21 protein-coding genes are annotated in these 21,510 nt (G+C 45.1%); 8 read left to right on the plus strand and 13 right to left on the minus strand.

Annotated features, from left to right (window positions below):
• Positions 1-157: 157 nt before the first annotated feature.
• Together AAX10_RS09170 and hppD are read right to left on the minus strand one after the other, a co-directional pair.
• Positions 158-1,342, minus strand: coding sequence for an MFS transporter (locus AAX10_RS09170; RefSeq protein ID WP_080947154.1), 1,185 nt, complete (start codon positions 1,340-1,342; stop codon positions 158-160).
• A 293-nt stretch (positions 1,343-1,635) separates the two neighbouring features.
• Positions 1,636-2,721, minus strand: coding sequence for a 4-hydroxyphenylpyruvate dioxygenase (gene hppD, locus AAX10_RS09175; protein ID WP_046700433.1), 1,086 nt, complete (start codon positions 2,719-2,721; stop codon positions 1,636-1,638).
• A 158-nt stretch (positions 2,722-2,879) separates the two neighbouring features.
• Here hppD and AAX10_RS09180 point away from each other — a divergent pair, with 158 nt between their 5' ends.
• Positions 2,880-3,794 (plus strand): LysR family transcriptional regulator, encoded by a 915-nt coding sequence (locus AAX10_RS09180; RefSeq protein WP_046700434.1) that lies wholly within the window; start codon positions 2,880-2,882, stop codon positions 3,792-3,794.
• Here AAX10_RS09180 and AAX10_RS10135 read toward each other — a convergent pair.
• Positions 3,786-3,926, minus strand: a complete 141-nt coding sequence (locus AAX10_RS10135; protein WP_158580364.1) for a hypothetical protein — start codon at positions 3,924-3,926, stop codon at positions 3,786-3,788. The genes AAX10_RS09180 and AAX10_RS10135 overlap by 9 nt on opposite strands.
• A gap of 66 nt (positions 3,927-3,992) precedes the next feature.
• On the opposite strand from AAX10_RS10135, the gene AAX10_RS09185 reads away from it, so the two are divergent.
• From AAX10_RS09185 to parC, 6 genes are all read left to right on the plus strand, one after another.
• Complete coding sequence (locus tag AAX10_RS09185; RefSeq protein WP_046698738.1) at positions 3,993-4,265, plus strand: GNAT family N-acetyltransferase; 273 nt, start codon at positions 3,993-3,995, stop codon at positions 4,263-4,265.
• A gap of 150 nt (positions 4,266-4,415) precedes the next feature.
• Positions 4,416-6,218 carry a DUF294 nucleotidyltransferase-like domain-containing protein gene (locus AAX10_RS09190; RefSeq protein ID WP_046700435.1) on the plus strand — a complete coding sequence of 601 codons (1,803 nt, stop codon included), beginning with the start codon at positions 4,416-4,418 and terminating at the stop codon, positions 6,216-6,218.
• Positions 6,219-6,220: 2 nt separating this feature from the next.
• Entirely contained in the window at positions 6,221-6,859 is a 639-nt protein-coding gene (locus AAX10_RS09195) for a 3'-5' exonuclease (protein WP_080947155.1), read from the plus strand.
• Positions 6,860-7,031: 172 nt separating this feature from the next.
• Positions 7,032-7,322 (plus strand): 4a-hydroxytetrahydrobiopterin dehydratase, encoded by a 291-nt coding sequence (locus AAX10_RS09200; protein WP_036367060.1) that lies wholly within the window; start codon positions 7,032-7,034, stop codon positions 7,320-7,322.
• Positions 7,323-7,380: 58 nt separating this feature from the next.
• Positions 7,381-8,061 (plus strand): thiaminase II, encoded by a 681-nt coding sequence (gene tenA / locus AAX10_RS09205; RefSeq protein WP_036367058.1) that lies wholly within the window; start codon positions 7,381-7,383, stop codon positions 8,059-8,061.
• Between the two features lie 93 nt (positions 8,062-8,154).
• Entirely contained in the window at positions 8,155-10,398 is a 2,244-nt protein-coding gene (gene parC, locus AAX10_RS09210; RefSeq protein ID WP_046700437.1) for a DNA topoisomerase IV subunit A, read from the plus strand.
• Positions 10,399-10,610: 212 nt separating this feature from the next.
• Here the strand turns inward: parC and AAX10_RS09215 are convergent, their stop codons facing one another.
• From AAX10_RS09215 to AAX10_RS09260, 10 genes are all read right to left on the minus strand, one after another.
• The gene (locus tag AAX10_RS09215) at positions 10,611-11,924 is read right to left on the minus strand and encodes an ABC transporter family protein (protein WP_036367326.1); all 1,314 of its coding nucleotides are present in this window, start codon (positions 11,922-11,924) and stop codon (positions 10,611-10,613) included.
• Between the two features lie 107 nt (positions 11,925-12,031).
• On the minus strand, positions 12,032-12,883 hold the full coding sequence (locus tag AAX10_RS09220) for an aKG-HExxH-type peptide beta-hydroxylase (protein WP_052585428.1): 852 nt from the start codon (positions 12,881-12,883) through the stop codon (positions 12,032-12,034).
• 762 nt (positions 12,884-13,645) lie between these two features.
• Positions 13,646-14,362 (minus strand): phosphoribosylaminoimidazolesuccinocarboxamide synthase, encoded by a 717-nt coding sequence (gene purC, locus AAX10_RS09225; protein ID WP_036367051.1) that lies wholly within the window; start codon positions 14,360-14,362, stop codon positions 13,646-13,648.
• Between the two features lie 30 nt (positions 14,363-14,392).
• Positions 14,393-14,671 carry a hypothetical protein gene (locus AAX10_RS09230; RefSeq protein ID WP_036367049.1) on the minus strand — a complete coding sequence of 93 codons (279 nt, stop codon included), beginning with the start codon at positions 14,669-14,671 and terminating at the stop codon, positions 14,393-14,395.
• Positions 14,672-14,699: 28 nt separating this feature from the next.
• A complete protein-coding gene (gene dapA / locus AAX10_RS09235; protein WP_036367044.1) occupies positions 14,700-15,602 on the minus strand; it encodes a 4-hydroxy-tetrahydrodipicolinate synthase in 903 nt (300 codons plus the stop codon).
• Between the two features lie 84 nt (positions 15,603-15,686).
• A complete protein-coding gene (locus tag AAX10_RS09240; RefSeq protein WP_476737670.1) occupies positions 15,687-16,991 on the minus strand; it encodes a trypsin-like peptidase domain-containing protein in 1,305 nt (434 codons plus the stop codon).
• A 219-nt stretch (positions 16,992-17,210) separates the two neighbouring features.
• Entirely contained in the window at positions 17,211-17,855 is a 645-nt protein-coding gene (gene tmk, locus AAX10_RS09245; protein ID WP_046700438.1) for a dTMP kinase, read from the minus strand.
• An 11-nt stretch (positions 17,856-17,866) separates the two neighbouring features.
• Positions 17,867-18,988, minus strand: a complete 1,122-nt coding sequence (gene mltG / locus AAX10_RS09250) for an endolytic transglycosylase MltG (protein ID WP_080947157.1) — start codon at positions 18,986-18,988, stop codon at positions 17,867-17,869.
• 104 nt (positions 18,989-19,092) lie between these two features.
• Positions 19,093-19,944, minus strand: coding sequence for an aminotransferase class IV (locus tag AAX10_RS09255; RefSeq protein ID WP_080947158.1), 852 nt, complete (start codon positions 19,942-19,944; stop codon positions 19,093-19,095).
• A gap of 13 nt (positions 19,945-19,957) precedes the next feature.
• Positions 19,958-20,545, minus strand: coding sequence for a hypothetical protein (locus AAX10_RS09260; protein ID WP_149038888.1), 588 nt, complete (start codon positions 20,543-20,545; stop codon positions 19,958-19,960).
• 116 nt (positions 20,546-20,661) lie between these two features.
• Between AAX10_RS09260 and aroE the strand changes: the two genes are divergently transcribed.
• A complete protein-coding gene (gene aroE / locus AAX10_RS09265; RefSeq protein ID WP_046700440.1) occupies positions 20,662-21,492 on the plus strand; it encodes a shikimate dehydrogenase in 831 nt (276 codons plus the stop codon).
• Positions 21,493-21,510 lie beyond the last annotated feature (18 nt).

Below are 21,510 nucleotides of genomic sequence, written 5' to 3' on the forward strand. Positions count from 1 at the left end.
ACAACTCATCCGCCCTTGTCATCATTCAAACTTATTATAATAAAAAATAACCGCATGATTCAATGAAAATCATACAGCCATCAATAAGACTTGGCATGAGTTGATGAACTCTTAAAAATTACAGCACACTTCTTTTTTTCCTATGAACCACAAATCTTCACATTCTCCACTTACCTTGATCAACACCATGATTCATCCAAGCGCCCAACACACCACAAAGTATTACAACAAAACCAAACAAAAATAGACTGATAACAATCCATTCTGATTGAATCATAAAAGTGATGCCAAACCCAAACAAAACACAGCATTGTAGTGATAAAACATAGTGAGGCATTAACTGCTTGGTATGCTTTCCACAAAAATCAAGCATAAACTCACTCATCAATGTATTTTGCACCCCATTACCCACACCAACGAATAATCCAGACAAAAATAACATAAAAATCATTGAATAATTAGCCAACATACTTACCAAGCCAAATCCCATCATGCCAATACCCATTAATCCAGCCGCCAAATAAGCACCAGATACTTGACCTATTTTTTTAAAAAAATCACTAAATAAGATTGGGCTAATCAGCAATCCAAGACTCATCATGGACAAAGTTGTTCCATAAATAAATGGACTAAGAGCCAACTGATTATTGATATAAGGGATCATGATGATGTTTAGTGCAGAAGTCAAAGCGATGGTGATTGTAAAAAATACCAAAACCCTCTTTATGGTAGGGGTTTTAATAAACTGCCAATAAGAAACGACAGCATCATTGTCCAATAACTCATCTGCGTGTTGTTGGCTTTGAGAGTTCTTGTTATTCAACAATAACAAGAAAAAACAAGAAAAACTAATTACTGATAAAATGAACACCAAGTTTTTACCAACCATACCAAATGCAAATCCCGTTAAACTTGGAGCAAAAATAAATCCAGCATTTTTAATGGTCTGTACTATTTTATTGGCAAGAGGCAAATTATTAGCAAAATAATTTGGCAATACTGATAAAAAAATTGTCCACAATAATGAACCCAGATATCCTAATAAAAAACTTAGAACCAAAACCATCAATGCTAAATCAGCAAAAAAATAAAATGCAAGAATAACCAATCCTTGTAGAAAAAAAATGATAGGCAAAATAGTTTTTTCGCTAATTTTTGGCAAAATCACTGCACCGCTACGACTGGCAATAACACCGCCAATCATAGACAAAGCATATAGCAAGGTTAAATTTTTTGAATCCCCGTCAGCAAGCGTCAAAGCGAAGCTAACCAACATCGCTTCATCGGCAAAACTCCCTAATGCCAATACAATAATTGCAATCGCAACTAGTGAGTACTGCATACTAAACACCTCCATTGATGAAGTTTTTTAATGATGGTCAAAGCGTTTTTATAGGATTTGGTAGGTTTTAGTTAGGTTCTATATCAATGAAAGCGTCGCCCATTCAGCGATGATTTGAGTTGATTTGGAATCACAAACTCAATCTGGCATGATGCAAAAGAACAGTTGATGGCGTAACAGTCGGTCGCCGTATGTGCTTAAAGACTTTGCGATGGATTTTAATCGCACAGCAGTCTGATAAAAATGAGTACGACATGATTGCCATATCGTACTCGCACAAAGACCTGATTTAACTAATCTGTCGTTTCTAAAACCCCACGGCGAATTTGATCTCGCTCAATGGACTCAAACAACGCTTTAAAGTTCCCCTCACCAAAACCTTGGGCATAATCACCCTTCCTTTGAATGAATTCAAAAAATACAGGACCCATGAGCGTTTCAGAAAAAATTTGTAGTAGTAGGCGTGGCGTGCCATCTTCGGTGGTGCCATCCAGCAAAATGCCACGAGCTTGCAGCTCTGCCACAGGCTCGCCGTGATTTGGCAAGCGCTCTTCTAGCATTTCATAATAAGTGTCTTTGGGCGCGGTAGCAAGTGGCACGCCAGCAGCACGCAGCTTATCGATGCTTTCAAGCAAATTGTCCGACAAAAACGCAATGTGCTGGATGCCTTCGCCATTAAATTTCATCAAAAACTCTTCAATCTGTCCGCCGCCTTGCTTGGACTCTTCGTTCAAGGGAATGCGGATTTTGCCGTCTGGCGCAGTCAAGGCACGGCTGGTCAGACCTGTGTATTCGCCCTTGATGTCAAAATAGCGAATCTCTTGAAAATTAAAGATTTTTTGGTAAAAATGATACCAATAATCCATGCGACCACGATACAGATTATGGGTCAAATGATCGATCACTTTAAAGCCAAAGCCGACAGGATTTCTATCCACGCCTGCCAAAAACTCAAAATCAATGTCGTAAATCGTCTTACCTTCTTCATATCGGTCAATAAAATAAATCAATGAACCGCCGATGCCTTTGATGGCAGGCAAGCGAAGCTCCATCATGTCCGTTGGCACATCGACAGGTTCAGCACCCAGCTCGATGGCACGGTTGTAGGCAAATTGCGCATTTTTCACCCGAAAGCCCATCGCGCACGCGCCTGCGCCATGTTCTTGGGCAAAATAGTCGGCTTGGGTGCGCTTGGTGCGATTGATGATGATGTTGATGCCACCTTGGCGATACAGCGAGACATCTTTGGAGCGGTGGCGGGCGACTTCAATAAACCCCATTTTCTCAAACAGTGGCTCTAAAAAATTTGGCGTCGGGCTTGAAAATTCCAAAAATTCAAAACCGTCTAGTCCCATCGGATTGTCAAATAAATCTGCCATAATACTTCCTTGGTTGATGATATAAAAGTGCTTGAATACATTACAATGACTTCTTGTGGTGGTGTTTTCTTAGCTATTGCAAGTCATTTGCCGTTATCATAAAATAGTCGTCCATATTGCACAAATGGCTTTTTTAGTTTTATTTATCGGACTTATCCATGAATGTCACCCTACGCCAGCTGAACGCCTTCATCGCCGTATCTCGCCACAAAAGCTTTACCAAGGCGGCTGATGAGCTGTATCTGACCCAGTCGTCTTTGAGCGGACTGATTAAAGAGATGGAAAATCAGCTGGGCATCACGCTGTTTGACCGCACCACCCGACAGCTACATCTGTCAGAGGCGGGCGAGCGGCTCGTGCCTTATGCCCTGAAAGTCTTGGACGACATGCGCATGTTCACAGGCGAGATTCACGACATCAAAGACTACAATCAAGGCAAGGTGCGCATCGCCGCCAGCCAGCAGCTTGCCGCCACCATCATGCCCAGTCTCATCAAGGCGTTCAAACAAGCCTATCCAGACATTCAGGTGAGTCTCATCGACTGTGGCATCGGCGAGGTCATGGAGCGAGTGCAGCTCATCGACGCTGACATCGGCATCGGTCCTGAACATCCTTTTAGCAGCGACATCTTGGCAGAGACGCTATTTTCATCGAAGTTTTATCTGATTGTTAAACCCGATCACGCTTTGGCAGGGCGGTCTGAAGTCACATGGCAGGACATTCCAGCAGGCGAGCTCATCACGCTACAAGCCGCCTTTGCCGAGCAGATTCGAGCAGCACTGCCGATGGAGCTGACCAAGCGGCTGTTTCGGTCTGATTATGAGGTCAATTTTTTATCCACTGCGCTTGGCATGACGCAAATGGGGCTTGGCATCACACTGGCACTTAGCTACGCTAAAAACTGGATAGATCAGCATGATTTGACCATGATTCCCATCAAAGAGCCTAAGATTGACAGAAAATTTTTGCTGTATCAGCACAAACACCGCTCCCCCAGTGCGGCGGTGTTGGCGTTTGCCAATTTTTTAAAAACTTATGCAAAACACTGGCAAATTGACACGCAATCAAATTAGCACACCGCCAAATTGACACGCCATAAGCATTGAAAAACTCTCCAAAAATACCATCGCCAAGCCCCAAGATGACAAATAGACGGCAGGCTTGGCGAAATTTTCATCATCACTCACAAAATCATTTACAAGCATCGAAAAATTCTTTATGCTAAGATAATCCGTATGGTTTTTAAGGATTTTTGAAAAATTGGAGCTTTCATGACCGACATCACCCACAACACCAACCTACGCCGCTTTGAAACCACCATCGATGGCATCACCGCTTATCTGAGCTATCTGGATCACGGCGACACCCTCATCTACAATCACACCATCGTCCCAAGTGCGCTTGGTGGTCAGGGCATCGGCAAGGCGCTCACCAAGCACGCACTGGATTATGCACAAGCCGAAGGTAAGAAAGTGGCACCGACTTGCAGCTTTGTCGCCGCTTATATTCACAAAAACCCAGAATACAAAAACCTACTGGCGTAAAATGGCTCGCGCATTTGTTGGTAGATTTGTTGGCATAAGAAATGCTTTTTTGGCAAGATTTTTAGCAAGATTTTTGGCAAAAAGTTTTTAGTACAAAGTTTTTGTCATAAAGGCAGTTTTGGTAATTTTAAGCAATACAAGGAAAGTATGATGAATCCCGCCTTAAACCATCTATTCACACCGCCCTTTGATGCCCTGACAACCAGCGAACGCAAGAAACTTGCCGCCGTCAGCCAAATCATCTATCTGCCAGAACACACCGCCGTCAATGGCGATTGGCAAGGCGATTTGTTCATCGTCATCAAGGGCAAGCTCACGCAGCACCAGCATGGCGAGTTGGTGGCAGGCTTGAATGTGGGCGATTGGTTTTCTTTGGCGGACAAAGATGGGGTCGCCTTTGATGTCATCACCCAAGAACAAAGCTTGCTGTATCGGCTTGATGGCGACACCGTCCATGCCATCAGTCAGCACAACGAGCGACTGCGGACATTGCTGTTTGCCGATTTGACCACTCGCAAATCAGAGCAAGACGCCCAAAGTACCAAAAGCCAAAGCCAGCAACTACTCTACCGCCCTGTTGCCAGCATTGGCGAACACATACGCACGCCCAATTTTATTGACGAAAACGCCAGCCTTTATGAAGCGACTTGCCGTATGATGGCGGTAGATGCCAAGCACATTTTGGTCAGCTCGCCCAATGGCGTGGGCATATTTACCCAGACCGATGTCTGCCACGCCATCACAAAACAAGCAGATTTTGCCACCACTTGCGTCAAAGATTATAGCCGATTTAATCTCTACACCATTCACGAAAGCCACGATTTGAGCGAAGCGTTGATCACCATGATCAGCAAAAGCGTCCATCGTTTACCGATCGTCAATGATGCAGGCGAGATCACAGGCGTGATTGGACAAACCGAACTGCTCAACTACCTAACCAACCATTCACAGCTCATCACACAGCGGATTGACCAAGCCCAAAACCTAGACGAAGTTTTGGTGGGCGTGGAGATGATTGGCACATTCATTCGCCAACAAAACCAAAGTGGCATGAAAGTCCATGTCATCGGACGCATTGTCCAAAGTCTCAACATTCATGTCTTTACTAAGGTATGGCAACTCATCGCACCACCTGCCGTCATTGACAACACCTGCCTGATCGTCATGGGTTCTGAAGGTCGTGGCGAGCAAATCATGCGTACCGACCAAGACAATGCCCTAATCATTCGTGATGGCTTTGACGACCCAAATCTGCCCACCTACGCCCAAGCCTTTAATGATGCCCTGTTAAAACTTGGCTATCCTTATTGCGATGGCAACATCATGATTACAAGCCCTACTTGGCGAAAGTCGCTCACCGATTTTAAAGCCCAAGTCAGCACATGGATGGGGGCGACTGGTGGCGAGATGATGATTCACTTTGCCACGCTCATGGATGCTCACCCTGTGTGTGGCGATGTGGCGTTATTTTATGAATTAAAATCACACTGGCAACACGCCGTCCGCCACGCTCATGCCAATTTTATCAACCGCTTCGCCGCGCCGACAATTCAAGTCGCAACCACAGAAGGTTTTTGGCAAAAATTCACTGGCGGAAAAGACAGCGACATTGACCTAAAAAAAGCTGGCATTTTCCCCATCGTGCATGGCGTGCGAGCATTGGCACTTGAATACGGCATTGATGAGACCAGCACTCGCCTTCGTCTGCGTCAATTAGCCAGTCAAAAAGTCATTGACGAAAAAATCGCCCAAAACATTACCGAAGCTTTGGAATTTTTCCTATCAAAACGCCTTGCCGTCTCGCTCACCACCGATGACAAATCCGCCCGCAAGGTCAATCCAAATACGCTATCAGCACTCGAGCGCGACCTACTCAAAGAAAGCCTTGCGGTGGTGAAATATTTCAAAGGATTCATCACGCGTCATTATCGCCTTGATGTGTTCGTGGGGTGATGATGTTTGATTTTATAAAAGATCTTTTTAATAAGAACCAGCAAGCCAAGCTCACCGACGCCAAGTACAGCTACCTATTCGAGCCGGCACCTCCTGATGAATGGGCGTGCCTTGATCTAGAATTAACAGGGCTAGATCCCAAGACCGACCACATTCTAAGCATAGGCGCGGTCAAGATCACAAAAGACGCCACGGGCTACATCATCGACACCGCAAACCCCCTGTCTATCGTATGCCGCCCACCCATCATGCCTGATAAGGACAGCATCGTCATTCACGGACTACGCCCCATGGACCTTGAGAATGGCACAAGCTATAGCGACATGCTAGATCAGCTGCTGCCATTCATCGGTTCACGCCCTGTGGTTGGGTTCTATTTAAGCATGGATATTGCATTCTTAAATACACTCATCAAACCAAAAATCGGCACTAAGCTACCTAACACGCTTATCGATGTATCCACACTTGATGTCAAGCTACGCCAAAAAACCAATAAAAACAGCGACATCCCCATAGACAAGCGCCATCTAAGCGAGCTGTTAGGCGCTTATGACATCCCCATATTGCCGGCGCACGACTCGATGAATGATGCGTTGATGACGGCGATGTTATTTTGCCATCTCAAGCATCAGCTAGGCTAGACCCATGCTTTGGCATCCACTAATAATTAAACGCACAACCTACCCAAGATGGTTATCATAAAAGACAGTACAACAAGCACAATGCCATGACAAAAATTATCACATAAAAATCGCTAGTATTTAATAATAGATATGCTAAACTAGCCAATATTTTGATATCAAAAGGACAACCATGAGCAGTCTTACTCCTGAACAAACCGCCCTGCAATTAGACGGCCTACCGGCTTGGCAGCAGGATGGCAGCAGCCTAGTGCGCACTTACGAATTTAATGACTTTGGGTCTGTGGTGGCATTTTTGGTTAAGGCATCATTCTATGCCCAAGAGCTTGAGCATTATCCAGAATGGCAGAGCCATTATACGACCGTCAATGTTCGCATCGGTAAGATAGAACGCGGCGCGGTACGTCACCGTGATGTGCAGCTTGCCAAGCGCCTAGAGGCCGCTTTTGAAGCCCAAAATTAACCCCCAAGCCAAGTTGTCTTGGCTTGTTACCCGATTAACAGTGAATTAAGGATTGATGATGAGCAAGTTTAGTCAGATTCTGTGGCAAGAAAATCAAAAACTCTACGAAGCCACCTTAAACCTACCATTTAATCAAGAGCTAGCAGCAGGCACGCTGTCCAAAGACGCCTTTACCCATTATGTCATCCAAGATGCGCATTATCTGCTGGCCTATGGGCGTGCCTTGGCGATCTGCGCTGCTAAGGCATATGATGCTGACGACGTGATTTTATTTACCGAAGCCGCCAAAGTTGCCATTGTCGTAGAGCGCTCGCTGCATGATGGATTTATGCAAGAGTTTGGCATCAGCCAAGCTGACTTCATGGAGACACCGCTAACCCTAGCATGCCATCATTACACCTCTTATCTGCTGGCCAGCGCCTATGTTGACAGCTACCCTGTGGTATTGGCAAGTCTGCTGCCGTGCTTTTGGATTTATGCCAAAGTCGGTCAAGACATCTATGATAAGTCCGTCCCGAACAACCCTTACCAAGCATGGATCGACACCTATGCTGGCGAAGAGTTTCACACCGCCGTCCAAAAAGTCATCGACGTCGTGGATAAAGTTGCCAAGCGTGCCGATCAAGATACGCTAGATAGAATGCGCGAAGCTTATACTTATGCCGCCAAGTTAGAATGGCTGTTCTGGGAAAGCGCGCACCGTCAGGATAAATGGCGTGGGCTTGATGGCATCTGTTAATCAAATCTAAAAGTTTCATGTTCGACTACAGCAAATTGCGATAAATTTTGGTAAAATGGCGGTTATTTAAATTTTGATGACCGCTATTTTATTATGACAGATAACCCACAGTCTTCTTTTGACACCCGCTCGATCGCTGAATTTACCGAATCGGCATATCTTAATTATGCCATGTACGTCATCATGGATCGAGCCCTGCCACACATCGCAGACGGTCTAAAGCCGGTTCAGCGCCGCATCGTCTACGCCATGAGCGAGCTTGGTCTTAAGCACTCCGCCAAACCCAAAAAATCCGCCCGTACCGTAGGTGATGTACTGGGTAAATATCACCCGCATGGCGATTCTGCCTGTTATGAGGCGATGGTACTGATGGCGCAGCCTTTTAGCTATCGCTATCCACTTATCTTTGGTCAGGGCAACTGGGGCTCGCCTGATGACCCAAAATCCTTCGCCGCGATGCGATACACCGAAGCCAAGATGAGCAATTATGCCAATACATTGCTTGCCGAGCTTGAACAAGGCACTGTGGACTGGGTGGATAACTTCGATGGCTCATTAAAAGAACCTGCCACCCTGCCCGCACGTCTGCCGAACATCCTGCTAAATGGCACCACAGGCATCGCGGTTGGTATGGCGACCGACATCCCACCGCACAACCTCATCGAGACGGTCAAAGCGTGCATCAAGCTACTCAAAAACCCAGCCATATCCGTACGCGAGCTATGCAAGACCTTGCCTGCGCCAGACCTACCCACCAAGGCTGAGATCATCACCCCTCAAGATGAACTCATCAATATGTACGAGACTGGCCGCGGCAGCTACAAGATGCGCGCCACCTATCATCTGGATAAAAATGACAAAAACACCGTCATCATCGATGCACTGCCCTATCAAGTATCTGGCAATAAAGTCATCGAGCAGATCGCCAAGCTCATGCTTGACAAAAAACTGCCTTGGCTTAACGACATCAACGATGAATCCGACCATGAGAACGCCTGTCGCATCGTACTAGAATTCAAAAAAGGCAAATTAGATCTTGATAAAATCATGAATCATCTGTTCGCCATGACCGACCTTGAGACGTCATATCGCGTGAACATGAACATGATTGGCATGAATGGCAAACCACAGGTCAAAAACCTAAAAGAAATCTTGTCAGAGTGGCTAGACAGTCGCCGCGGCGTGGTCATTCGCCGTTTGCAGCATCGTCTGGACAAGATCGATAAACGCTTGCACATCTTGGCAGGTTTGCTCGTTGCCTACCTAAATATCGATGAAGTCATCGCCATCATCAGAAATGAAGACGATCCCAAACTTGAGCTGATGAGCCGATTTGGGCTGACGGACATTCAAGCCGATGCCATTCTTGACATTAAGTTACGCCAATTGGCAAAACTTGAAGAAATCGAATTAAATGCCGAACGAGATGCGCTAGAAGCTGAACGCGCCACCATCGCTGAACGCCTTACCAATCCTGACAGCCTAACCGCCCTGCTGATCGATGAGCTGACCGCCGACATGAAAGCTCATGGCGATGAACGCATGTCACCTGTGGTCGTGCGTGATGAAGCCGCCGCCATCAAAGCATCGGATTTGGTACCTAGTGAAGCGGTAACTGTCGTGCTATCAAAGGCGGGCTGGATCCGCATGGCAAAAGGTCATGACGTGGATGCTGCCGCACTCAATTACCGATCGGGCGATGAATATTTGGCACATGCTCAAGGCAAATCCAACGACAAGCTGATCCTACTGGACAACAGAGGTCGAAGCTATGCCTTAGACCCCATCAACCTACCATCTGCTCGCGGACAAGGCGAACCGATTACCAGCATGTTAAACCCGCCCGCAGGCGCAAAAATAGAGCAGGTCTTATTCGGCGATAAGGATGGTAAAGTACTGCTGGCAAGCTCTTCTGGTTATGGCTTCGTGGGTCAATATGCCAACTTTGAGACCAATCAAAAAGCGGGTAAAGCCATCATCAATCTCAACGATTCTGCGTTTTTGCCTGTTGATACGGTTGGCAGTGACGATACTTTAGTCGCTGCCTTGACAGATGCAGGGTATTTATTGGTGTTTGAATTGTCTGATCTGCCAAGCCTGAACAAAGGCAAAGGCAATAAAATCATCAGCCTAAAAGATAAAGACGGCGAAACACTGATTAGTCTAGTCAGCCTTACAGCGTCTGACAGCTTAGCCATCAGTGCGGGCAAACGCACACTCACTCTTAAACCTGCCGACATCGCCACCTACATGGGTAAGCGCGCCAGTCGTGGTACAAGGCTGCCGAAGGGTTATTGGAATGTGGTGGATATGCAAAGGGTTGAGGTGGAGAGCTAAGTCCGATTGCCAAGTCGTAGGTTGCCGCTTCGTAAAGCGAAAGCCAACAACTTCAATAAGTTTATATCATCAATGCTTAGGCTGCACTATTGCCAACCTAAGCCTGTAAGCTGATGGCTAGTCAAAATGAATGGGTCATCTTTCACAAATCCAAGCATGACAAAGATTGAGTTATATTTATCTATTGAGAGTTGTAAGGACTTTGGAAATTTTTAGTGCCTCACCTCTATGATCAACCTCTCCGTTGCCAATTCATTTATCAGCCCATCAAGATGATGTTTGTTTGCTTGATCTAAATTTGCATCCCATTCATCTAGAATAATCACATCAACATCGCTTGCGTAGTTTCTAATTTCCATTAACTGCGATGATAATTTTTGCCCTGTTGATTTTTTATTATTCTGATGAAAACATAAATCATGGCTGACAGGTAGATAAAAAGCCCTGTTTGATAACAATGTTTTTAAATATAATAAAAAGCTACTTTTACCCACTCCATTACGCCCTTTAATCGTCAGCCTACCTGTTTTCGGCAAGTCATCCAAATCAAAGTCGCTTAGTCGGATGTTGTTGATAAAAATCTCTTGAAAGTTAATCCTGCTTAATATATCAATACTTGGTATGCGCAAGGAATGTTGCAATCCGATAAATCTAGCTTTGATGCTAGAAAAATTGGTTTGATGAAAGACAAGTGCTTGCCCCATTTGCAATAACTGAATTTGTCTTGGCAATGTTGCCACCAATAATGCTAAAAATACATAATCATTTTGATGCTGAATAAAGAGGTGTACAATCAAGCCCAGTACAGGCAGCATAAACAAAACCATGCCAAAGCTTGAAATCAATTGATTCAATGATTGGCTGAGAATATGATATTTTTTTGAGCGGGCGAAATTGTTACCATAAATATGATTTAAAATGCCCATATTGTACTTGTTGAAAATGACGATATTGTCCCAAGTTTTATTTAAAATGGCAATGAAAGATACTCGGGACTTTTGCGATATTTTTGACGCTTTAGATATTTTGCGTTGATAAGAAAAAATAAAAAATTCTACCAACAAAAACCCAATGATGTAGGCTATTAGTAGAGTATAGTCAAGAAAAAAACCTAAAATTAAGATATTAATCACTAAATTTAAGATTAACGCCACACCATCAAAAGCAAAATCCAACATATCATCTATGACTGATTTACTTTCTTGAGCGATAAAAACCATGCTTTGTTCTTTTAGCTCTTTATTGTTTAGCAAAAAAGTTTTACCAGAAAAAACATGATTAAATTTTTCTACATAATTATTAAGCAGTTCAAATTTTGAATTTTCCAAGTAAATGGTTGCAAAATAAGCAGGAATATACACGACAACCAATGATATGACAAAACCGCTTAAGTTTATCAAAAAATTCTTATTTTGAGCGATGTCTATCGCAAGGTTTGCAATGAAGTATGTAGACAAACCAACGATTGCTTGTTGTATGATTAAAAAAGCAAATGAGGCATATAATGATGGAGTGATAATTTTCATGATAAAGAATAGTAAAGCCACTTACCAATGCTTCCGTTCATCGTATGTGGCTCATCAAAATATAAGCAGTTAATACATAGCCAATGATCGATTATAACGACTTATTCCTAAGTCAGTTCTTTTATTATTGCTTGCGATTGATCCAAAATCCAGCGACCTCTCTCCGTTACCAATTCCTTATAATTTGACATACCTGTAATGGACCGATAGGCATCTAACGCTTGTTTTATCATAGTGCTAGAATCTGGGTGTACCATAGGGGTTTTTGGCTCTCCTAGACAATTTTTTCGAAATTGCAAAACTTCTGCGGCAACCACAATGCTGTGAAGTACTTTATCTAATGGTCTTTTTGTGTGCAAAATAGCCGATTGAGCAAAATTTTCTGGTTGTAATAACTTATGGTAGTCATGGAAGTGTAAAAATCTAAGTTCATCTATAAATAATGCGTTATGCGTTAATTCATGAACAAGCAATTCCATTAGATCGGTAATTGCCCAAGAATCACGGTTATTTATCCAGACTACGCCAATCGCATTTGAAGTTGAACCACCGCCAGAATCATTTGCATACCTTAAGAAAATAGAATCAATAATTAACTGCAACATCAAATAAAGCTCAGAATTAACTTTTGACAGCTCATTCAATGCACTTTGTAGTTTTTGAACCCTTACTTCCCTATCATTGTCATTTAAGCCCTCGCCAATCACACATGATTGATTTTTGTCGTTTAAGAAAGAGTCGGTAGCAAACAGATTAGTTAATGACGATTCCCAATCTTTATCATCAACAATATTTACGCCCAACTTATCACTTCTTGTAACTTTGGGTTGATATTGACTCAAAAACTTATGGAAATTTATTTCCAATTCCTTAAAATCTTTTGGTAGATTGGAGTTATCCCTACTGGATAACAAGGCTAATGTCTTTGCCATCTCTTGAACACCAATCAAATAAAACACAATATCGCTCCTTGAAATATTTTCTTGAAAAATAGATAAAAAGCATACACCATGATAGTGTATGCTTTTTTGAATTACGACTGTGTTTTTGTGCGTTTGTTATCGTACGCAATCATTCTCATCGGAGCGGACAATGCACCGTTTTCATCATTTTTCATAATGGCACAATTTTTTTTGTGCATCACAAAAATCTTGATTTTGTAGACCAGAAAGAATTTGAGAAAGATTTAAAGTGTCCATAATTTACTCCTTAAATAGCTGAACAACTAAAATTATCATACAGCCAACCAATCATTTAAAATCGCTGTTGGCTGTATGCACGCACAACCTTGTTCTTACAAGGTAGTAATACAATAACATTTTTATAAAATAAGTCAAGAAAAAAATGATAAAAAATCCACTCGCAAGATCTTTGAGTGGATTTTTATTCAATGATTGGGTAAATTGCAATTCGTCCCAGTCCGCAGATTTTCGCTTCACTGACAAAACTTAGGTCTTTTAAGGCACAACTTATTGAATTTGCTAAGTTTTATACCAATCGAACCTAAATTTTACTACGATCAGGTAGGGGTGAAAAATGTTTCGCCCCTATGGGTAATATGCTAAAAGAACTTACAAAACGATACATGGGTTATTCGTTCATCCGTAGGGGCGAATTGCAATTCGACCCCACAAGCGTGTATCAAATTGATGGTTCAGTGGTCATAAGATACACCGAACCACCTCAATAAAAACCCAAGACATCGCTTGGGTTTTTGAGTCTTAGCCTTCTAAAGGCACGCCGATACGCAGTGCAACTTCTTCATAACCTTCAACCACATCGCCCAAGCCTTGGCGGAAACGGTCTTTGTCCAGTTTTTTCTTGGTTTCTTTGTCCCACAGACGGCAGCCATCTGGAGAGAATTCATCACCAAGAACGATGCGGCCGTGGAACAGACCAAATTCTAACTTAAAGTCAACTAACATCAAACCTGCATCATCAAAGATCTTAGATAGAACTTCGTTTACTTTATAGGTTAGCACTTTCATCTGCTCAAGCTCGTCAGCCGTGGCATAGCCTAGGGCGATGGCGGTTGATTCAGACAGCATCGGATCGCCAAGCTTGTCGTCTTTATAGAACAACTCATAAGTTGGCGGAAGTAGCGGCAGACCCTCAGCCAAGCCAAGGCGCTTCATCAGACCACCTGCAGCATAGTTACGCACCACACATTCAACAGGAATCATTTTTAGGCGTTTTACCAGCACTTCATCGTCAGACAGCTGACGCTCAAAATGCGTCTCAATGCCCGCTTCGCTCAACTTTTGCATGATGAACGCATTGAAGCGGTTATTTACTTTACCTTTACGATCGAGCTGCGCCATCTTCTCGCCATTGAAAGCTGATGCGTCATTGCGAAAATGCAATACCAAATAATCTTCATGCTCAGTCTCATAAACAGACTTGGCTTTACCAGTATAAAGTAGGGCTTGTTTTTCCATGATATTTCTCAAAAAGTTGCAATAAAAAAATTAATGGGCTGCAGTTGGCGGCTTTGGCAGCTCGTACTGCTTGCCAGAATCATTGGTCAAGTTAATTGGACTTGCGCCAAGATTTGGCGTTTGATACAACGGAGTAAATTCAGCGGTCGCTTGATTGGCAGGCAGCTTAATGGGATCGATTTTTTGGCTTTGTTGGTAGTCTAGGCTGCCATTATTACGCTTGCCAAGCCAGTTTTTGGTGGTGCTACAGCCCGTTAAGGCAATACTAAGCGCAACCAAGGCTACACCAATTTTTGTCATGTAATTCATATATTATCCTTGCAAATTGACCGAACGATTAAGCCAATTGAGCTTTTGTTAATGCTGCATCAACCACAGGCTGATTCTGCTCTGATAGCCATACCAATGGCAGACGAATGCCTTTGCCGATTTTACCCATTTTATATAGAGCATATTTGGCAGGTTGCGGGCTTGATTCACAAAATAGATCATTGTGAAGATGCTTAACCGTGTCATGGATTTTTCTTGCCTTATCAAAATCGCCCGCCAAAGCCAGCTCAAATACTTGGCTCATCGCCTTAGGCGCGATGTTAGAGGTCACAGAAATATTACCACGAGCACCAAGCTTGATGAATTCAAGTGCCGTTGGGTCATCGCCTGACAGCACAACCATGTGATTGCCAACTGCTTTTATCAATGCTGCGCCACGCTCTAGATCACCTGTCGCGTCCTTGATGGCGACGATGTTCGGCAGATTCATCAAGCGTTCAACCGTCTCTTGGCTAATATCGACAATGGTACGCCCTGGCACATTATATAGCATCTGCGGCATGTCAACCGCTTCACTGATCGCCTTGTAGTGCTGATAGATACCCTCTTGAGTTGGCTTATTATAATAAGGCGCAACCAAAAGCGCACAGTCCGCGCCTGCTTCTTTGGCAGCTTGGGTAAGCTCAATCGCCTCCAAGGTGTTGTTCGCCCCCGTCCCTGCGATCACAGGCACACGTCCTGCCACATACTTCACAAAAAAACGAATCACATCAATGTGCTCATCCATTGACAAAGTCGCCGATTCGCCAGACGTTCCTACCGCCACAAGTGCGTGCGTACCTTCGGCAATCTGCCAATCAATCAACTTACCCAATGCGTCATAATCCACTGCGCCATCGTCCTTCATGGGCGTGACCAACGCGGTGATTGAGCCTTTTAGCTTAGATTTAATGTCTTGATAATCTGTCATAATAAAGCCGCTGATATGTATTAAATTAGCTTAGTTTATCATAATTAATTTGGGTTTTGATGGATTTTATGAAATTTATTTTGGTCATTCAATGCGCATTCCGATGATGGCGGGCGTACCTTGGCGGATCAGCTGCACAGGAACGACGCCCTCGCGGGGCAGGCTTTTTACAGCGACCGCCATCTCATCGGCGCTTCTGGTTGGGTAGCTATTAAGCCCAAGGATTACATCGCCCACTTGAATGCCTGTACGTGCCGCAAGCCCCATAGGACTAACCGAAGTGATCATCACGCCACCATTTACCCCAAAGCTGGCAAGCGCTTGCGCCTCGGCAGAAGACAGCTCTTTAAGGCGCAAGCCTAGGCGAAGTCCATTATTGCTCTGATGCTGACCACCTGCTGACACATCACTAGGTGCTTCAGCGAAGGTGCCTTGAGCGACGTATTTTTGATTGCCTCGTTGGTAGGTTAGATTAAAACTGTCGTTGGGCTTGGCACGGTTAAGCAGATTTAACATCTCGGCAGCGCGCGTGATGGCATGGCCGTTGAAATTTAGCACCAGATCGCCAGGTCGAAGTCCGGCTCGATCAGCAGGTGAATCAACTGCCACGCGGGTCAATAGCGCGCCTTGTGGGCGTGACAGCCCATATACCTCAGCCAGATTTCTATCGACATCCTGTACCACAAGCCCCATCGCAGCTCGGCGCACTCTGCCTGTCGTCTTGATCTGCTCATAGATGTGCAAGGCGGTATCAATCGGGATTGAGAACGACAGCCCCATGTATCCGCCCGTGTCGCTAAAGATGTGCGAGTTCACGCCGACGACCTCGCCTCGCTTATTAAATAGCGGTCCACCTGAATTACCTTGATTCAAAGCCACGTCTGATTGAATGAACGGTACAGTCGCCTCGGGGGTCATGCTTCGTGATTTGGCAGATACGATGCCTGCCGATGCCGAATAATCAAAGCCAAAAGGCGAACCGATGGCAAGCACAGGCTCGCCCACACGCAGCTCATTTCTAGACATGGTCAGCGCCGGGAAGTTTATCCCCTCTACCTTTAGAACAGCGATGTCAGACGCTTCGTCAGAACCGACGAGTATGGCATCCATTTCGGTGCGATCGTTTAGAGTTACTGTGATGCGGTCTGAATCTTTGACGACGTGATGGTTGGTTAAGACATAACCATCCTTAGTGATAAAAAACCCCGTGCCAAATCCATGCTCAATGGTTGGCGCATTGCCCGCATGCTCACCCAAATATTCACGCAGCAGCTGTGAAGTTTGGGCGTTACGGCTTAGCATCTCCTCACTGATGGGCTTGGTGGTTGAGATGCGCACAACCCCACTGGACACACGCTCCACCAAATCAGCAAAATCCACCTGAACCATCGCATGCGCCGATGTGGCAGGACTGGGAAAAATGACTGATGCAGACAAGGCGGCCGCCAAAATAGCGGGTCTAAATAGATACTTGCTTAACGAAGTGTGGTTTAACATGATTAGGAATTTTAAAATAAGTAGTGGGTTAGTATCTTAAAAATCATCCGAGCCGTCAAGTAAGACTTCTTAGTAAAAACTTACCAAAGTCTTAACAAGCTTAGACGTTTCTCACACGCCTACCGCACCAATGATGCGTGCCAACACCTCATCAGTCTCCCCAATGGCATCGATACGGCGAATGCGCGTGGGTGCGTGATTGAATTGATGTAAAAGCCCTTGATACACTCGATCAAAAAAACTCGTGTCCAGCGATTCAAATCGGTCAGCCTGACTGCGCTTGGCGGCACGAGCCATGCCTGTCGCCACATCCAAATCCAGCCACAGCGTCACATCAGGTAGCCTAGGGACAAAATTGGCAATCAACAGTTCAATCTTATGAAGTGCCGCCGCATCACCATCAAACCGTCCAAACCCTTGATAGGCGACCGTACTGTCGATGAATCTGTCGCACACCACCCATTTGCCCGCCGCTAAAGCAGGCAAGATGGTCTTATGCAGATGATCAGCGCGTGCAGCGAACATGAGTAACAGCTCAGTATCATCGTGTAATGTGTTGTTTTTATTTAATAAAATCTCACGAACAACTTCCGCTACATCAGCACCACCTGGCTCGCGCGTACGCACATGCTCGATGCCCTGAGACGTCAAGTATCGACAAAACCCATCAATGGCGGTCGTCTTGCCCACACCTTCTGTGCCTTCAAAGCTGATGAACTTAGGCGTCTGAGATTGAGCTTTGGCTGATGTATTCATGAGGTGCTGCCTTATTGATTCTTGGAATTCATGACCGCGCGATACTCTGCCACTGCCTTGTTATGCTCATCCAAAGTGCGGCTAAACTTATGCCCGCCGTTGCCTGTCGCCACAAAGAAAATAACGTCTGTATCTTCAGGATGCATGGCGGCCTCGATGGCGGCCTTTGATGGCAATGCGATCGGCGTAGGCGGCAGACCGTCAATCTGATAGGTGTTGTAGTCAGTCTTCTCATTGATGTTAGAGCGATAAATCTTGCCATCATAACGATCAAACAGCCCATAAATGATGGTCGGATCCGTCTGTAGGCGCATGTTCTTACGTATGCGGTTGATGAACACCGCTGCGACCTTGTGACGCTCTTCTGCCAGTCCGGTTTCTTTTTCAATGATACTTGCCATGATGAGCGCCTCGTAGCTGTTCTTATAAGGCAAGTCTGGCACGCGGCTCTCCCATGCATTCGCCAAAGTGGTCTGCTGATCATCATAGAGTCTTTTTAGAATTTGGCGATCGGTCGTTCCATGATCGAAAATATAAGTATTCGGTGCAAACTGCCCTTCTAAATTCCCATTCACGGTGGTAATGCCAAGCGCCTTTGATACAGCTTCATTGTCGCGGGCAACATCCGCCCATGAATAACCATCAGCGCGTGGAGTCAGGATTTCAAGGGTTACACCATCGGTATTTTTTAGGGTGTTGTATAAGTCCTTGACTGTCTTACCCTCGATGATCTGCACCTTAATCATGCGGACTTCGGCGCCTTGCGATAAGATATCAATGACCTGTTTTAGGCTAGCATTGGCAGGTATCTGATAGACGCCTTCTTGAAGTGGCGTGCGTGCGTGGACTTTTAGGTATAGCTTAGTTGCCGCACTTGATACCAATGGGGATGTTTGCCATTTATCTTTGACCAACAGGCTGTGATAGGTATCACCTTTCTTGACTTCCAGCGTCTGCGCCTGTCGATCCGTCTTGGCAAAGATGGTGCTGTACACGATGACGCACCATAACAAGATAGCCGCCAATATTCCAAGCCAAATTAGCTTTGAAACGGCGCTTTTCTTTGGGGTGTTATTACGCCTTTGGTTGGGTCTGGCGGTGGTTTTTTGGGTGGTTTTTTTTGGATTTGGCATGGCTTGTGGCTGTGTCAACAAAAATAAAAATTACTGTATTGTATCATGTTTTTGAAATGGCGCATCAGGCATTTTGGTTAAGGCAATTTACATGATAAGTCGGCCTAATGACTGTTTGATGGCAAGATATGGATGTGCTGACTTAGTTGTAGAATGTCGCCATCAATAATTAGTGCATCGATCGGCATGATGCCACGCACCGCATTACAAAAGAACATACCGCTGATGCGCTTTAGATCATCGTCTGTCAGCCCACGAACTTTAATGCTAAACTTTAACATCAAGGTTCGGCGCATCACGCCATCCACACCCGCATCCGTGATGGGCGGCGTATACCACACGCCATCGATGCAGTAGCAGACATTGCCCGTCGTGCCACCGACCCAGTCGCCTGATGCGCTCTTGATCAGCCCTTCTACGATGCCAGAATTAGATTCTTGATGATCCAATAAAGCTCTATGAATAAAAACTTGTTCATGGCTACTAATGAGCTTAAGTCCAATAAATCTGGACGTGCGCAATGACACCTTCTCATCAAGGCAAACAGCCCTACCTACTTTCTGACAAGGTACACCCGATACGAATTCCACACCATCATAAATGCGTGATGCTGTTGACTTGATAAAAACTTGCGCACACTGATTGAGATAGCCATAGCCACGCACTTCTTGGGGTGCGCGAGTGACGATGATTTTTAGTATGCCTTCTTGGATGTCTTTCGCTAGGCGATATAAATCCGCCATCACACCATCTACGTCGAATGATAATTCTAGCCGCTCTGCTGATCTGACCAGTCGCTCTCGATGACCCTCAGCGAATAGCACACGCCCATCATGAGCGCCAATGGTGCTAAAGAATCCATCCCCATAAGCCAAGCCGCGCTCATCCATGATGCCATCGCACTTGGTAAACTCCTGCCGATCAGACTCTCTAAGAAGATAATAAGTTGTCGTCATGGTGTGTGCCGAGTTATTTTTGAAGGATGATACGACATTGATAATTCATGCAGTCAGCCGTGACCACGCCTGCAACCTTTTCACCTTTGTCGGTGGTTGCATGTGGCTTATTGGAGTTTTGCAGGATGGTTCTGACCAGATTTTCGCCTTTTTTGCCATCATAAGCGCCCATTAGCGAATGAATGCGCTTGGCATAATCTAAGCTTGCACGTTTTTGGTCGTCGTTATCCTTAGGTGCGGCATAATACCAAGCAACCTCAAGCACCTCATCTGACTCCACGACATAGAGCGGTGGTTCATGGCGTGCGCTGAATCGATATTTGGTGGCGTGATTGCCATAATAATCCAAACCGCTCTCTTGGGTGGCGGTCGTGCCGATTTTTGCCTTTAACTGCTCTATGCCCATGCCTTGCTTGGGTGTGCTTGCCCAATTTTCCACATCATAGACCACCGGCTCATAGACGCGTGTCTCGCCATCATCTTGGACGACTTTTTCTTGGGGTGCAACAGGGCGAGAAGTCATAAAAAGCACAATCGCCAGCGCGATAAGCACCCCAATGAGCAAGAAAGGCAGCTTAGATTTGGAGGGTTTGGTGGTCATATCAATCATCCAAGTAAAGTTCGTTGTATTTTACCTAAGTTTTAAAAAACTTGCTATTTTTTCTATAATGCAGTAAAAAATACCCCAACATTAGCTCTTATTATTTTGGATCATTCATGCAGCATTTTATCGTCATTGGCAACCCCATCACCCACTCAAAAAGCCCCGAACTTCATCACGCATTCGCTGACAGTGCCGGGCTTGATATCAGCTATCGTCGTCAGCTTTGCCCTGATAATAAAGACAGCTTTAATGCGGTGGTTGAAGCATTCTTTAATGGCGGCGGCGTGGGCGCGAACGTGACCTTACCATTCAAAGAGATCGCCTTTGAGCTGTGTAGTCAGATGGGCAGCCTAAGCGAATACGCCACGACCGCTAAAGCAGTCAATACCCTAGCCCTACGAGACGGCAAGCTCTTCGGAGATAACACCGACGGGCGCGGATTGGTGTCGGATCTATTGGATAAAGGTGTCACTCTACAAGGTGCGCACATCGCCATCATCGGCGCAGGCGGTGCGACACGCGGGGCGATTCTGCCGCTCATCGAACAAGGCGCGCGCCTGACCATCTTTAACCGGACATTAGCGCGCGCCGAAGCCTTAAAGGCAGACTTTGAAGCATTTGGCAGCATTGACATTAATGAATTGTACACCCTAAAGTCAGATGATTTTTATGCTGATGTCATCATCAATGCCACGAGTGCCACCACCACAGGGCAGATGCTGGAGCTGTCCTGTGGTGTACGCGCAGGCTTCGCCTACGACATGATGTATGGTAAGCCATCAGAGTTCTTGGCACACTTTGAGCATCAAGGCGTGCGCTGCTGTGATGGCTATGGCATGCTCATTCAACAGGCCAAACTTGCCTTTGAACTGTGGACAGGTAAGCGCGTCGATCTGGATAAAGTGGATTGGGATAAGCACATTAATAATAAAATAAATTCATAATAAATATAGTTTATTATG

The organism is Moraxella bovoculi (genome assembly GCF_000988745.2).
GTDB lineage: Bacteria > Pseudomonadota > Gammaproteobacteria > Pseudomonadales > Moraxellaceae > Moraxella > Moraxella bovoculi.

What these genes read in the sequence shown, in the direction of transcription:
- tmk (WP_046700438.1), bottom strand. Translation starts at nt 17,855, where the DNA reads ATGAATACATCAGCCAAAGCTCAATCTCAGACGCCTAAGTTCATCAGC.
- purC (WP_036367051.1), bottom strand. Translation starts at nt 14,362, where the DNA reads ATGGAAAAACAAGCCCTACTTTATACTGGTAAAGCCAAGTCTGTTTAT.
- hppD (WP_046700433.1), bottom strand. Translation starts at nt 2,721, where the DNA reads ATGGCAGATTTATTTGACAATCCGATGGGACTAGACGGTTTTGAATTT.
- AAX10_RS09180 (WP_046700434.1), top strand. Translation starts at nt 2,880, where the DNA reads ATGAATGTCACCCTACGCCAGCTGAACGCCTTCATCGCCGTATCTCGC.
- AAX10_RS10135 (WP_158580364.1), bottom strand. Translation starts at nt 3,926, where the DNA reads ATGCTTGTAAATGATTTTGTGAGTGATGATGAAAATTTCGCCAAGCCT.
- AAX10_RS09195 (WP_080947155.1), top strand. Translation starts at nt 6,221, where the DNA reads ATGTTTGATTTTATAAAAGATCTTTTTAATAAGAACCAGCAAGCCAAG.
- AAX10_RS09260 (WP_149038888.1), bottom strand. Translation starts at nt 20,545, where the DNA reads ATGACCACCAAACCCTCCAAATCTAAGCTGCCTTTCTTGCTCATTGGG.
- AAX10_RS09255 (WP_080947158.1), bottom strand. Translation starts at nt 19,944, where the DNA reads ATGACGACAACTTATTATCTTCTTAGAGAGTCTGATCGGCAGGAGTTT.
- tenA (WP_036367058.1), top strand. Translation starts at nt 7,381, where the DNA reads ATGAGCAAGTTTAGTCAGATTCTGTGGCAAGAAAATCAAAAACTCTAC.
- dapA (WP_036367044.1), bottom strand. Translation starts at nt 15,602, where the DNA reads ATGACAGATTATCAAGACATTAAATCTAAGCTAAAAGGCTCAATCACC.
- AAX10_RS09215 (WP_036367326.1), bottom strand. Translation starts at nt 11,924, where the DNA reads ATGAAAATTATCACTCCATCATTATATGCCTCATTTGCTTTTTTAATC.
- AAX10_RS09170 (WP_080947154.1), bottom strand. Translation starts at nt 1,342, where the DNA reads ATGCAGTACTCACTAGTTGCGATTGCAATTATTGTATTGGCATTAGGG.
- AAX10_RS09200 (WP_036367060.1), top strand. Translation starts at nt 7,032, where the DNA reads ATGAGCAGTCTTACTCCTGAACAAACCGCCCTGCAATTAGACGGCCTA.
- AAX10_RS09190 (WP_046700435.1), top strand. Translation starts at nt 4,416, where the DNA reads ATGAATCCCGCCTTAAACCATCTATTCACACCGCCCTTTGATGCCCTG.
- mltG (WP_080947157.1), bottom strand. Translation starts at nt 18,988, where the DNA reads ATGCCAAATCCAAAAAAAACCACCCAAAAAACCACCGCCAGACCCAAC.
- AAX10_RS09185 (WP_046698738.1), top strand. Translation starts at nt 3,993, where the DNA reads ATGACCGACATCACCCACAACACCAACCTACGCCGCTTTGAAACCACC.
- parC (WP_046700437.1), top strand. Translation starts at nt 8,155, where the DNA reads ATGACAGATAACCCACAGTCTTCTTTTGACACCCGCTCGATCGCTGAA.
- AAX10_RS09240 (WP_476737670.1), bottom strand. Translation starts at nt 16,991, where the DNA reads ATGGTTCAGGTGGATTTTGCTGATTTGGTGGAGCGTGTGTCCAGTGGG.
- aroE (WP_046700440.1), top strand. Translation starts at nt 20,662, where the DNA reads ATGCAGCATTTTATCGTCATTGGCAACCCCATCACCCACTCAAAAAGC.
- AAX10_RS09230 (WP_036367049.1), bottom strand. Translation starts at nt 14,671, where the DNA reads ATGAATTACATGACAAAAATTGGTGTAGCCTTGGTTGCGCTTAGTATT.